Origin of the sequence: Corynebacterium sp. HMSC066C02 (genome assembly GCF_001814945.1) — a bacterium.
Classification (GTDB): domain Bacteria; phylum Actinomycetota; class Actinomycetes; order Mycobacteriales; family Mycobacteriaceae; genus Corynebacterium; species Corynebacterium aurimucosum.
This window is the reverse complement of record NZ_KV818474.1, coordinates 36,190-50,307: the sequence shown is the minus strand read 5'-3', so window position 1 is coordinate 50,307 and position 14,118 is coordinate 36,190. Positions and strand designations below refer to the sequence as shown.

Below are 14,118 nucleotides of genomic sequence, written 5' to 3'. Positions count from 1 at the left end.
ATGGTGAACCCAGTCCACGAAGAAGCAATGGAAGAGACTATTTGCCGAGCCCTCAACGACCAGGGCTGGATCTGGAATAAGGGAGCCAACGACAAGGGCTTCTCCCCCGAACTTGGGTTGTTTCCTGAGGACGTACTCCATTGGCTGAAAACCCAGTACCCCGAGCAATATGAGCGCGCAATCCCGCCGACTGCGAACGATGTGGAACGTCGATCCCGCGAACACCGACTGCTCAATCGCCTGACAAAAGAACTCGATTCCACTCCGCTGTTGGACGGAATCACCAAAAAGGTCAATGGTGGACTACTCGGCACTTTGCGAGATGGCTTCTCGTTCACCCAAACAGATCTTGGCACCGTCAATTTCCCGGACATGGCGGGATTCTTCCCTTACGACCCGGCGAAAACGGACGTGATTGAGAAGGCGAAAAACAACCGCCTACGTGTGCTCCAACAAGTACACTTCGAAAAAGGTGACGGTAGTGAAATTGACCTTGTTTTGTTGGTCAATGGAATTCCCGTCATCACGATGGAGCTCAAGACAGACAACACTCAAACCATCGATGATGCTGTTCGTCAGTACAGGCAAGATCGTAAGCCGAATAAGGCGAAGCGCCCGCTGCTCAATCCCGGACGCTGCCTAGTCCACTTCGCGGTGTCTTCTCGCGAGGTCATGATGACCACCGAGTTGAAGGGTGCGGAGACGGTTTTCCTCCCGTTCAACCAGGGAACTGAAGAAGGGCGCGCGGGCAATCCCGATAACCCGAATGGCTATAACGTTTCCTACCTCTGGGAGTGGGTCTGCTCGCCGGATTTACTGTTGCGCATCCTAAAAGATTACGCCCTGTGGGAGCCGTCCTCTAAAGGAAATGAAGGGCGCTTAATCTTCCCGCGTTTCCACCAGTTGCGCTCTGTAGAGCGAGTCACCGCCGATGTTGTCGCAAACGGCACGGGCAAGCGCTACCTCATTCAGCACTCTGCCGGTTCGGGAAAGACGAAGACGATTGCGTGGATGGCGCACCGCGCGAACAAGATGATCCACACTGACGGCACGAAACTGTTTGATTGTGTGATCGTCGTGACTGACCGCACTGTACTGGACAAGAACGTCGCTGATGGGCTTTCGCTGCTCCAGGCTTCCGAGGGAATGGTCATCAACATCACCAACGATGCCACGTCCAAGTCGGAGAAGCTGAATCATTACCTCACCCAAGGCAAGCGGATTTTGTCTTGTACGCTGCAAACCTTCCCCGCGCTGGCGCAGACGATTGATCGTTCTCCGAAATTGCGTAACCGCCGTTGGCTGGTGATTATCGATGAAGCGCATTCATCCCAGCACGGTAAAGCTTCGCGCACGCTTTTGGAGACTCTTTCGGATACACCTGATGAGATCGTGAACGCAGCGTCGCGGGCCGCTGCAGCTTCCGAACCTGGGGAGGTCTCGTCAGCGGATGATGAGTCCCACAAGGACGCGCTAATCCCACCCCCGCCAGCCATGCTTAGCCGCGCCGAAAAGGACAAACTCCAGCAACAGCGCGACTCTGCTGTGGCGCGCTCTTCCAATGTCACCATTGTGGCGCTCACCGCCACCCCGAAAGCAAAAACTCTTGCGGTGTTTGGTGAACCCGATACGGATAATCCGGACAAGCGCGTGGCATTTGATCTCTACTCCATGGCGCAAGCAATCGATGAACACTTCATTCTGGATGTGCTCCAGAACTACATCTCGCTGAACCTGTACGCCAAGATTGAAGACAAGCTCGGGCGCGAAGATGAGGTCAATCTTGGAGAAGCCAAGTCCGCTCTCAAGCAGTTCGTTCGCTCCCACGAGAAGTCCATCCATTCCAAAGCACAAGTTGCCGTCGAACACTTCCACAACAACGTGCGTAACCTGCTTGGCTCCACCGCCAAAGCGATGGTGGTCTGTGATGACCGCATGAGTGCATACACCTGGTTTAGAGCGGTTCAAGATGTAATCCAGGCTGACCCTGCATACCGGGGAATGGAAGCACTCGTGGCGTTTTCCGGATCATTGGATGTTTCGAAAGACCCAGACGTTGAAGAACTTGTCACCGAATCCTCGCTCAATAATGAGAACGCACCTGAGGGTAATCGCCGTATGGAGACCACCAAGATGTTTGATGGTGAGTCCTACAAATTCTTGATCGTGGCGAATAAGTACCAAACCGGATTTGATGAGCCTCGTCTTTCCGCTATGTACGTGGATAAGCCACTATCCGGGGTTATGGCGGTACAGACGCTGTCTCGACTTAACCGCACACTTCCGGCGAAGAAGAAGTCCAAAACCTACGTGGTCGATTTCATCAATGACCCCGAGACGATCCTGCACGCATTCCAGCCGTACTACTCACAAGCGTCTATCGATACTGACGTTGATCCCAACGTGCTTAGCGATTTGGCTCGTATATTGGATACCTCTCAGTTCTATGACGTGAGAGAAATGGAAGCCCTCGCCAACGTGGTCATGGATCCAGAGGTGGATGTGAAGAAGAAGGACAGCCTCATTCGGATCGGCATTGACCCAATAGTGACGCGCTGGACGGATTTCTATCTAGGTGCTCTCTCCTCAGGAGACAAGGAGAACGAAGCCGTAGCCACAGATTTTCGCGCTAACTTGGTCAAGTACGTTCACGCTTGGGACTTTTTAAGCCAGTTCATTGACTTCCAGGATGTGCGTTTACATAAACGCGCGATCTTCGCTGATCTCCTCGTTCGCAACCTCAAGCTCGGTAAGAAGGAACACGTGGGCGATTACGTCACCGGCGTGGATGTTGTCGCCACAGCGGTGACTGGGGATCTAGATAAAACAGCAGATTTGGAACTCAAAACTGAGGATTCTCGAACACCACTGCCAGTGCCTGGGTTCGACGGGCGTGTGTCTACCGGTGGCGCGGCTGACCCGTTGCAAGGGGCATTTCACCAAGCGGTGGAGCAGGTTAATGAGTTATTCGCTGCTGCTGGGATTGACATGTCGAATTCGGCGAATACCCGCATGGTCCATGGTGTGTGGGAGGCCCTCGCCAAGGACGATGAAGTGGAAGTACTCGCCACAAAGAATCCGATGGAAGCGCTCGCGAAATCTCCGAAAATGCGCGATAAAGTGCTTGCTGCTGTTCTGGGCGTGGGTGCTGACAGCGACAAGTTCACCAACCTTGTTCTTGGTGGTGAGGACGCACTGAGTGTGCTCACTGCTGCTATGGCGCGCTTGGCGGTGGCTGCTATGGAGGATAAGGCGGACGGTATTGCGCTTCCGGAAAATGGACTTGCTAGTGGCGCCGAGATTGTCCCCGATGAATCGCCCGTGGATCGTCGTCTCCAGGAGCTGCTTGACGTGATGTTGATTCACGCGGGCAACTCACAAGTTGAGGATCAGTTTGCACAAGTGTTAGATGATGCACTTATCTCGCGCGGGAGCTCAAATGTTTTCGAGGTCGTGCGTACAGAGTTCATGGAAAGGTCGCTGCCTGTGGACGGGGAACTCTATCAAAGCGTGGTGATGTACGCAGTGGAGAACTATTAGGCAAACACCAAGTGACCTAAAGACGTCATTCTGAGCACTTCCCTCCCTCTCATTGTGGCGGGAGGCGGGAGGCGTCGCCAAGCGCCGGCGCCTCAGTCATCCACTCCCCGTTGTGCTTCGCTGTGCTCCCTCTACCCCACCCCTCAAACACCAACAACCCCCACCTCCTCACATGGTCTCCCATGTGTTTGTGTGGAAGTGGGGGTTGTTGTGGTGTCAGTACAGAAACTCAGGCGTTCAACGGCCTAGGAGGTGCCTAGTTGATGCGGCCGGTTTCCTTGCGGTACTGGCGGTAGTAGCGGCGGCCATACTTGACGGCGGCGATAGCCAGGATGGCTACGACGACGCTGGCGATGGCGCCCACGATCAGGTTGATCTGGTAGTCAGCACCCGCGGTGCCGTCCGGGTAGAGCCAGGTGCCGAGGCCCCAGATCAGGATGCCCAGCGGCGGCAGAATCGAGAGAGTCAGACCCATGCCCACCCAGGTGGAGGTGCGCAGCAAAGAAGAGTGCGGTGCGCCGTAAGAAACGGGGTCATATCCCTCGATGTAGGAGTCCTGAATCTTACCGGAGAACTCCGGGTAGGTCTCGCTGTGGTGATCAGCAACTGCCGGGTTGAGGTCGCTCATGGCTGAAACTTTCTCTCGTTCCTGTTAATCCTGTGAATGACTATAGCTTAGTCGTCCTTGCCGCGGAAAGCAGCACGTGCGCGTTCGCGGGTAACCGCGGAAACCGCGGTCAGCGGCACACCAGCCGGGCAGACGTCGGCACACTCGCCATAGAGCGAGCAGTGGCCGAAGTTCTGCTCCAGATCGTCCACCATGTTGCGTGCGCGGCGGCCACGCTCTTCCTTGCCCAGCGGCATGAGGGAGAGGTGAACCAGCTTGGCGCCGGTGAACAGGTGGGCAGCACCGTTGGGGCAGGATGCCACGCAGGCACCGCAGCCGATGCAGGCAGCGTGATCCAGAGCGTACTCGGAGGTCTCGTGGTTGACGTGCAGGGTGTCAGCGTCCGGAGCGGTACCCGCATCCATGGACACGTAGCCGCCCTGCTCCATGACGTGGTCCAGCTTGGCGCGGTCCACGATCATGTCCTTGATAACCGGGTAGGCAGCGGAGCGGAAAGGCTCCAGCTTGATGGTGTCGCCATCCTTGAACTGGAAGAGGCGCTGCTGGCAGGCCGGGGTGTTCTGACCCGGGCCATGCGGGCGACCGTTGACCAGGAGGCCACAGGTACCACAGATGCCCTCGCGGCAGTCAGAAGCGAATGCGAAAGGCTCGGTGCCTTCCTCAATGAGGCGGTCGTTGACGTGGTCGAGCAACTCCAGGATGGACATCTGCTCGGCGGCGTCGTCAACCTGCACGGTCTCGAACTTGCCTTCTTGCGTCGGTCCGGCTTGACGCCAGATCTCAAGTGTCAGTTTCATTACTTGTAGTTCCTTGTCATCAGCGGGATCGAATCAAAGTACAGCGGCTCAGCGTGGCGGATGAACTCGCCCTCAGCAGCGCCCGGCTCCCAAGCGGAAACAAAGCACCAGTTCTCGTCATCACGCTCGGCCTCGCCGTCCTCGGAGAGGTGGTCCTCGCGGAAGTGAGCACCACAGGACTCGTCGCGGTCAAGGGCGTCAATACACATGAGCTCACCCAGGTCGATGTAGTCAGCAACGCGCAGACCGTACTCGAGGACCTGGTTCATGTCGTTGGCCTCACCAGTGATGCGGACGTTAGCCCAGAAGTCCTTGCGCAGCTCGCGAACCTTCTCGATGGCAACCTTGAGGTCCTCAACGTTACGGGACACGCCGCAACCCCAGTAGAGGATGTCACCCAGCTGGCGGTGGTAGTACGCCGGACCGTGCGGGTCCTGGCCCTGGATGGACATGAGGCGGTCGATGCGAGCCTGAGCGCGAGCGACAGTCTCGTTGGCCTCAGCAGAATCCTCAGCCAGTTTGGCCTCACCCAGGTGGTGAGCCAGGTAGTTCGGGATGGTGAACGGAAGGGTAAACCAGCCATCGACGGAAGCGGACAGCAGGGAGTTAGCACCCAGGCGGTTCGCACCGTGGTAGGTCCAGGAGCACTCACCGGCGGCGAAGAGACCGTCGATGGTGGTCATCTCGTTGAAGTCCGTCCACAGACCACCCATGGTGAAGTGGCAGGTCGGAGCGATACGCATTGGGGTCTCATAAGCGGACTCGCCAATGGCCTCTTCGTACATTTCGATGAGGTTGGAGTAACGCTCGCGGATCTTGTCCTTGCCCAGACGCTCGATGGCGTCGCGGAAATCCAGGTACACGGAGTTGTGCAGCGGACCAACACCCAGGCCCTTGTTGATCTGCTGGGAGATGGCACGGGACGCCACGTCACGCGGGACGAGGTTACCGAAGGCCGGGTAGCGGCGCTCCAGGAAGTAGTCGCGCTCCTCTTCCGGAATCTCGTTGGCAGGGCGGTCATCCTTCTCCTTGATCGGAGACCAGATGCGGCCGTCATTACGCAGTGACTCGGACATGAGGATGGTCTTGGACTGCCACTCGGAGTTCACCGGCAGGCCAGTCGGGTGGAACTGGATGAATGCCGGGGAAGCCAGGTAAGCACCGTTCTCGTACGCACGCATCATGGCGCCAGCGTTCGAGTTCTTAGCCAGCGTGGACATGTGGTAGACGTTGCCGTAACCGCCGGTACCGAGGATGACCGCGTGGCCGGTGAAGGCCTTCAGCTCGCCGGTGATGAGGTTACGGGTCACGATGCCGCCGGCGCGCTTCTTGCCACCGTCGGTGTAGGTGATGATGTCCTGCAGGTCGTGGTGAGCGAAGAGCTCCACGTTGCCCAGGCCAATCTGGCGGTAGAGCGCAGACGTGGTGGACAGCTGCAGCTGCTGGCCTGTTTGGCCACGGGTGTAGTAGGTGCGGGAGACCTGCACGCCACCGAAGGAACGGGTAGCCAGGGTGCCGCCGTACTCGCGAGCGAACGGAGCACCGATGGCGTTCATGTGGTCGATGACGCGGATGGACTCATAAGCCAAGCGCCAGCAGTCGGACTCGCGGCAGCGGTAGTCGCCACCCTTGACGGTGTCCTTGGTGTGGCGGTAAGCGGAGTCGTTATCCACCTTCTTGTGGCGGGAGGAGTTCACACCACCCTGCGCAGCAATGGAGTGCGCACGGCGCGGGGAGTCGTGGTAGGTGAAGACCTTTACCTTGTAGCCCAGCTCGCCAAGGGCAGCCGCAGCGGAACCAGCAGCCAGACCGGTGCCGACAACGATGATTTCAAACTTGCGGCGGTTCAGCGGGGAGACCAACTCCATGTGGTCCTTCTGGTAGCTCCACATGTCTTTCATCGGGACGCCGTGCGGCTCGTGGGACTCCAGAATGCGGCCCGGCTTAACGCCCGGGACGACGGACTGCGGGTGCGAGAAGTTCGGGTGCTCGCGCTTGAGTTCAGTGTTCGCGTTCGACACAGGATTCGCGTTAGTCATGGGTTCAAAACTCCTTTAGCTGACCCAGCCCAGGGCGACGGACAACGGCATGACGATGTTTGCCAGGCACACGACGGCCGGGACAACGTACGCCAGGATGACAAATACCTCGCGCCACTTTGCACCGGTAATACCCAGGTCGGAAGCCGCAAGGCGGATGCCGTGGGTCAGGTGCAGGAAGAGGCAGAGCATGGCGACGATGTAAATGATGGTCACCGGCCAGCGGGAGAAGGTAGCGATCATGTTGGCCTTCACGGCACCATGAGCGAAAGCCTCCGGAGCGATCGGCTGAACACCCATCGTCAGATCCAGGATGTGGAAGACGATGAACAGGAGCAGCACGACGCCGGTCACCAGCATGGTCTTCGTCGCGAAGGAATCCATGCCGCCCATCAGGTTGGTGCGCTTGAACTTACCGCGGGATGCCTTGGAGCGAGCGGTCAGCGCGAAGGCACCGTAAATGTGGGCGATCACGCACGCCAGCAAAACGATGCGGATGATCCACAGAAGGTGGCCGCTCGGAATCAGCGGATCACCCATGCTGCGCAGGAATGCACCGTAGGCATCGAGGGCTTCCTGGCCGTCATGAGCCGGCAGGTAAAGCTTCAAGTTGCCGGCCATGTGTCCCACAACGAAGAGTGCGAAGAACAGACCGGTAATTGCCATCGTCAGTTTCAAAGCCCAGGACGGAATTCCCGGCTTAGGACGAATCGTTTCATTAGTAATGCGGCCGTGAGCGAGAGCTTCACGGTCAGGATTTTTTACAGACATGACACCTCCATAGTCGTCCTTACCTTACGCAGAACTTCACGCTGACCACTAGTTATCTCTTTGCTTTGCAGGCCCCTTGCCCCTCCTACAGCCCGCCGAAAGATTTGAGATAAGGCAAGGGTTGCCTTAAGTGCCCCACCCCTTTTGCCGCTCTACCTTGATCACTTCCCTTTACGCAATATTGACCTTGCGAAAACATTTCGCCGATGAGACTTTTGTCACAGGGTGTGGCGTGAGTGACGACCCTACCCCTTTAGGTGTCAAACTTTCGCTTGGTATCCGCCTTTCATTTCCCGCCCAGCACCTTGCCAACACCCCCACTTCGCAGCGGAGTTAAAATACTTCACACATTCCTTGCAAAAATATTGTTATGAGTGAAAGGCACTAGGTAACCTAGCTCACATGAGCAAGACATACGTGGGTTCGCGCCTGCGCCAGCTGCGCCGCGAACGTGATCTCAGCCAAGCCTCCCTCGCCGCTACGCTGGGGCTTTCAGCGAGCTACGTCAACCAGATTGAGCATGACGTGCGCCCGCTTACCGTCCCGGTCTTGCTGAAAATCACTGAAGCATTTGGCGTTGATGCCACGTTCTTCTCCCGCGATGATGACTCACGCCTGCTGGCAGAAATCCAGGATGTCGTACAAGACCAGGAAATCTGCCCCTCCCCCGTGGAGCTTCAGGAATTGTCCGAGTTGGTTTATAACCACCCCACCGTTGCCCGCACGCTCGTGGATATCCACCGTCGCTACCGCAACATTCGCGACAAGCTTTCGCTTGCCACCGACACCCGCCGCTCGGATGGCAGCCAGGCGCTATCCATGCCTCACGACGAGGTGCGGGACTTCTTCTATGCCCGGCAGAATTACCTCGATGAATTGGATATTCATGCGGAGGGAATTGCCGCGGAGCTCAGCGTCACCCCCTTCCACATCCGCGATATCGAGCAGGCGCTGAATGACAGGCTCACATCCCAGCACGGCGTGGAGATTCTTACCACCGATCGCATGGATGGCACACTGCACCGCTTTGACAAGAACACCGGCACCCTTCGCCTAGCCAGCCGCCTGAGCGTGGGCCAGCGCGCCTTCCGCATGGCGGCGGAGCTGGGGTTCCTGGAAGCGGGTGAGCTTATTAGCCACCTCGTGGACGAAGAACCCTTCACCTCGGATGCCTCGATCAACTTGGCCAAGCGGGGAATCGCCAACTACTACGCTGCAGCCATCCTTTTGCCCTACAACCTCATCCATAGTGAGGCCGAGCAATCCGGGTATGACGTGGAGTACCTCTGCAATGTTTTCGGCGTGGGCTATGAAACCATTGCCTCCCGCCTTTCCACGCTGCAGCGACCCAACAAGCGCGGCATCCCCTTTACCTTTGTACGGGTGGACCGCGCCGGCAACATGTCCAAGCGCCAATCAGCCACGGGCGTGCACTTTTCCAACTCCGGCGGCACCTGCCCGCTGTGGAATGTCTACGAGTCCTTCTCACGCCCCAACACCATTTCCCGCCAGCTGGCGCAGATGCCGGATGGGCGCAATTACCTCTGGGTTTCGCGCACGGTGAGCTACCCGCAAGGCCGTTTCGGGGATACCAACAAGCTCTTCTCCATCGGCTTGGGCTGCGAGGCCCGCCACGCCAACCGCACTGTCTACGCCCAGGGCCTGAACCTCGATGCCCTTTCTTCCGCGACCCCGATTGGCGCTGGCTGCCGCACCTGCCCGCGACAGAACTGTTCGCAGCGAGCTTTCCCCGCTATCAACGAGCAGTTAGTCATTGATGCCCACCGCTCCGCGGTTGCGCCGTACTAACCAGATCTCGCGACACGCGCAGTAGGGACTAGCCAAAAGGAACGCTTTTACACCACAAATAACGTTTTATTGTCTTTTATGGGGAGCGCTCTCCAGAGTCGGGATGAATTTTTCCGGGGACAGATCCGCCCCCAGGAATCCTGTTATACATCTTGAACTGGACATTTAAGCTTCCGCCAGCCCATATACATTGACCTTAAAAAGCTTTCTCATGATTTTTCCTATCAAAATACATAGATTTTCCATGGTCGAATTTCTTATAATGGAACATGACCGATATCCCCTATCGAAAGGATCACTATCATGAGCAGCTTTGCTAACGGTTTCCTTGGCCAGATTCAGGGCCTTCTCGTAACCATCGTTAATGCACCGTTCGTTCTGTCCTCCAAGCTCTTCGGCTAAAGGCAGGCGCGCTACGGCGCTAAAACCAACTCTCCCCCTCAAACCCTTTCTGGGTTTGAGGGGGAGAGTTCTTGTTTTGGCTTCTTGCCGTGGCCTTAGAGGTTGATCATATGGCCGCCGATACCCTCGGCTGCTTCCTTCATGGCCTCAGACAGGGTCGGGTGCGTGTGAACATTGCGTCCGATCTCCTCAGCGGTGAGGTCAAAGCGCTGTGCCAGGGTCAGTTCCGGCAGCAGCTCGGAAACGTTGGAGCCCACCATGTGTCCACCAATGAGCTCACCGAACTCACCGTCAGCGATGAGCTTGACGAAGCCCGCGGTCTCATTGAGACCAGCTGCCTTACCGTTAGCGGAGAACGGGAAGGTGGCAACCTTGATGTCGCGGTCGGCGAACTTCTCACGAGCCTGCTCCTCGGTGTAACCGAAGGAGGCAACCTGCGGGTTGCAGAAGGTAGCGCGCGGCATGTTCATGTAGTCACCCAGCAGCTGGGTCTCAGCGCCGGCGATGACCTCGGCGGCCACGACGCCCTGCGCCTCAGCCACGTGGGCGAGCTGCAGCTTCGCGGTGACGTCACCGATGGCGTAGATGCCTTCAACGTTGGTGCGCATGTAGTCATCGATAGCGATAGCACCGCGCTCGGTGAGCTCGACACCGGTGTTCTCCAGGCCGTAACCCTCGGTGCGCGGGGCGAAGCCGATGGAGACCATGCAGCGGTCCACGGTCAGCGTATCGGTCTTGGAGCCGTCCTTGGACTCGACCTCAACGGTGACATTGTCGCCGTTGTCCTTGATGGCGGTGGTCTTGTAACCGGTCAGGAGCTTCACTCCAAGCTTCTTGTATTCCTTGGCAATAGCCTTGGAAACATCCTTATCCTCGTTTGGCAGGACGCGGTCCATAAACTCCACGATGGTCACGTCCACGCCGTAGTTGGCTAGAACGTAAGCAAACTCCATACCGATGGCGCCTGCGCCGACGATAACCATGGAATCCGGGGCATCATCGTTGAGAATCTGCTCCTCGAAGGACACGATGTTGCCGCCGATTTCCACGCCCGGAAGGGAACGGACAACGGAGCCGGTGGCGATAATGCAGTTATCAAAGGTAACGGTCTTACCCTTGTCATCACCTTCAGTAATCTCGATGGTCTTGACGTCCTTGAAGGAGCCGAGACCATTGATCTCCGTAATCTTGTTCTTCTTCATCAGGTAGTGCACGCCCTTGACGATGCCCTCCGAAACCTTGCGGGAGCGCTTGTGCGCAACACCGAAGTCAAAAGAAACATCGCCGGAAATACCAAAGGCCTTTGCCTCATGGTTGAAGGTGTGTGCAACCTCAGCGTTCTTAAGAAGAGCCTTGGACGGGATGCAGCCCACGTTGAGGCAGACACCGCCCCAGTACTGCTTCTCAATAACGGCAACCTTCTTGCCCAGCTGGGCAGCGCGGATGGCGGACACGTAGCCGCCGGGGCCCGCGCCGAGTACTACAACGTCAAAATGTTCATTAGTCACGCTCTATAGGATACGTAACTTTAGGCTCGCTGTCCCACCACCCCCGAGCATGTACCCACTGGACGTTCATAGCCGTCCCGATGCAGGCCTAACGCGCGGGATGCAAACTGGCACAAATAAACCCCCAACCCCCAATGAAGGGGATTAGGGGAAGGAAAGCGGGGCACTACCCCCTGCAGATTTCTTAGAACAGACCCCAGTCCAGGGCAGCCTTCGAGGACGTGGAGGAGCCGAAGTGAGCGATCTGGCCCAGCACCTGGTTGATGGAAACGAGGATGGTGTCAAAAAAGTTCATTCTTCTTCTTTCTGTTGGTATTTGAGCGGCGTGCGCGACTTTACGCGGCACCCCTCCCGCGAGGTCACAGCGATGCAGGCGGCCGCCGCCGGAGGCGGTCTCGGTACCTAGCTCCACTAACGAACGAGACTGTCGTTGCGTTACATAACCCAGGAATAGGCGCGGAAAGATTATGACACGGTTTCAACTTCAATACCACCATTCACTCTAATAACTTGGTATGTTTAATCTCGCTACCCTTATCTTCGGGGGTACTGAATCACCCGTCTATCAGTACTTTTGCCCATTTCAAGGGTGGTTTGTCCGGAGCATCTTTTAAACTTGCCCCTACACTTCCGCTCATCATCAAGAAAGCGAGATTCCATGAAGATTGCGCGCTCTCTCACGACGCTGGCAGCGGCATCAGCCTTAGCCCTCGGCGCCGTTGTATCCCCTATCGCCAGCGCATCCGACATTGACCCGGATGAAATCCGCGGTAACGCTGAAAAATCCCAGATTTCCGATATCGACCTTTACGACGAGCTCGAGGAATACCTGCCCAAGGATGATGCCGGCAACCCGTTGCCATCTCGAGAGGAATATGAAGCTGCTCTTAACGACAGAAACACCAATTTCAGCGAGCCCAAGATCAACAAGCTTCCGGAAAAAAAGAAGTGGATGGGCTACGTCTTCAGGTACGGGGAATACCGTCAATTGGTGAAGCCCCTTAAGGCCACCGCACCCGCAATGGACCGCGACGTCCCCCTCGCAGTGCTCACCCCGGACGGCACCTTTGATGCCTCCCGCCCCACCATTTACTTGCTCAACGGTGCCGGCGGCGCCGAGCAGGGAATGGACTGGATTAGTTCCACCTTTGGCAAGGATCTTGATCCGAAGGCAAAGGGTGTGCAGCACCTTCCTTACTTCTACGCTAACCGCAACGTAAACGTCGTCATCCCGCAGGCGGGTGCTTTCTCCTACTACACCGACTGGCTGAGCACCCCGGACCGCGGCTACCTCAAGGGCCCACAGAAGTGGGAGACCTTCCTGACCAAGGAGCTGCCGGGACCGCTGGAGAAGCGCATTAACGGCAACGGCAAGCGCGGCATCGCCGGCATGTCCATGTCCGCAACCTCCTCGCTCGTGCTGGCCCAGCACAACCCGAACTTCTACGATGCCATCGGCTCCTACTCCGGATGCGCTGCTACCTCGACGCCGCTGCCGAACTTCTACGCGCAGCTCACGGTAAACCGCGGCGGCGGAAGCACCGAGCAGATGTGGGGCGCAAAGGGCGGCGATTACAACCGCTACAACGATGGCCTCATTAACGCCACGAAGCACAACATGGGCAACTCCAAGGTCTACGTTTCCGCCAACTCCGGTTTGGCTGGGGCAACTGACTTGGGTTCTTCCAAGATTGCAAACTCGGGCTCATCCCAGGCTTTCAAGTCTTCTTCCACCCTCGTGGTTGAAGGTGGCGTCATCGAGGCTGCTATGAACGCCTGCACGCATGATCTGAAGGCAAAGATGGAGCGCGAGGGCGTCGACGCCGTATTCAACCTGCGCAACACCGGTACCCACTCTTGGCCGGGCTGGTACGACGACGTCAACTCCTCGTGGCCTACCTTCGCGCAAGCCTTCTTTCCCGAGAATCCTTCCGCGCCGGTAGCGGCAACTTATGCAGCAGATGAGGAGCCGGGCGCTAACGAAATGGATGCCGAGGCCGATAGTCAGGATGCGAAACTGGATGAGGCAGAGGCAGACACCGAGGCCCCCGCTGATTCCCTGCCAGTAGATACTGAGGCGACCGAGCACTAAGCTCTATTCGCCGTACCAATTATTGAATAAGGAACGTTATGAAGCGTCTTAGCTCTCTCCTCACCGCCGGCGCGCTGTGTGCCGCCGCGCTGGTCAGCCCCGTTGCGGGTGCTGCCACCCTCACCGCGCAGCAGGTTGCGGGTGACACTGCCCTATCCACCATCTCGGACCTGCAGGTCACCCCGGAGGTGGAGAGCCAGAAGTGGTATGACCACTACAAGGATGACGCCCGCGTTCTGAAGCTGCAGGCTACCTCGCCGGCGATGAACGGCCGCGCCATTCCGCTTGCTGTCATCCCGGCCAAGAACCCGGACCGCCCGACGGTCTACCTGCTCAACGGCGCTGGTTCCGCCGAGCAAGATTCTGACTGGCTGTACATGTCCGATGCCGTGGACTTCTACGCTGACAAAGACGTCAACGTGGTGGTCCCGCAGGCAGGTGCCTTCTCCTACTACACCGACTGGCTGGAGGATCCCAACGGCAAGTACCTCAAGGGCCCGCAGAAGTGGGAGACCTTCCTGACCAAGGAGCT

The 14,118-nt window shown here is 57.6% G+C and carries 8 protein-coding genes and 1 pseudogene; 4 read left to right on the top strand and 5 right to left on the bottom strand.

Going from position 1 to position 14,118, the window contains the following annotated elements:
• Positions 1-3,540: a type I restriction endonuclease subunit R gene (locus HMPREF2996_RS10635; RefSeq protein ID WP_070731328.1), complete on the top strand. Its 3,540-nt coding sequence runs from the start codon at positions 1-3 to the stop codon at positions 3,538-3,540.
• 256 nt (positions 3,541-3,796) lie between these two features.
• Here the strand turns inward: HMPREF2996_RS10635 and HMPREF2996_RS10630 are convergent, their stop codons facing one another.
• The 4 genes from HMPREF2996_RS10630 to HMPREF2996_RS10615 are packed head-to-tail and all read right to left on the bottom strand — an operon-like array spanning position 3,797 to position 7,775.
• Entirely contained in the window at positions 3,797-4,168 is a 372-nt protein-coding gene (locus HMPREF2996_RS10630) for a hypothetical protein (RefSeq protein ID WP_070444024.1), read from the bottom strand.
• 47 nt (positions 4,169-4,215) lie between these two features.
• Positions 4,216-4,965, bottom strand: a complete 750-nt coding sequence (locus HMPREF2996_RS10625) for a succinate dehydrogenase/fumarate reductase iron-sulfur subunit (RefSeq protein WP_070444027.1) — start codon at positions 4,963-4,965, stop codon at positions 4,216-4,218.
• Positions 4,965-7,004, bottom strand: coding sequence for a fumarate reductase/succinate dehydrogenase flavoprotein subunit (locus tag HMPREF2996_RS10620; protein WP_070731326.1), 2,040 nt, complete (start codon positions 7,002-7,004; stop codon positions 4,965-4,967). The genes HMPREF2996_RS10625 and HMPREF2996_RS10620 overlap by 1 nt, the downstream gene beginning before the upstream one ends.
• A 15-nt stretch (positions 7,005-7,019) precedes the next feature.
• Complete coding sequence (locus HMPREF2996_RS10615; RefSeq protein WP_070444033.1) at positions 7,020-7,775, bottom strand: succinate dehydrogenase cytochrome b subunit; 756 nt, start codon at positions 7,773-7,775, stop codon at positions 7,020-7,022.
• Between the two features lie 402 nt (positions 7,776-8,177).
• Here HMPREF2996_RS10615 and ramB point away from each other — a divergent pair, with 402 nt between their 5' ends.
• Positions 8,178-9,584 (top strand): acetate metabolism transcriptional regulator RamB, encoded by a 1,407-nt coding sequence (ramB, locus tag HMPREF2996_RS10610; protein ID WP_070731325.1) that lies wholly within the window; start codon positions 8,178-8,180, stop codon positions 9,582-9,584.
• Positions 9,585-10,081: 497 nt separating this feature from the next.
• On the opposite strand, the gene lpdA is transcribed toward ramB, so the two are convergent.
• Positions 10,082-11,494, bottom strand: coding sequence for a dihydrolipoyl dehydrogenase (gene lpdA / locus HMPREF2996_RS10605; protein ID WP_070731323.1), 1,413 nt, complete (start codon positions 11,492-11,494; stop codon positions 10,082-10,084).
• A gap of 658 nt (positions 11,495-12,152) precedes the next feature.
• On the opposite strand from lpdA, the gene HMPREF2996_RS10600 reads away from it, so the two are divergent.
• Both HMPREF2996_RS10600 and HMPREF2996_RS10595 read left to right on the top strand, forming a co-directional pair.
• The gene (locus HMPREF2996_RS10600) at positions 12,153-13,586 is read left to right on the top strand and encodes an alpha/beta hydrolase (RefSeq protein ID WP_070731321.1); all 1,434 of its coding nucleotides are present in this window, start codon (positions 12,153-12,155) and stop codon (positions 13,584-13,586) included.
• 38 nt (positions 13,587-13,624) lie between these two features.
• A pseudogene (locus HMPREF2996_RS10595) lies at positions 13,625-14,118 on the top strand (esterase family protein); the annotation flags it as partial.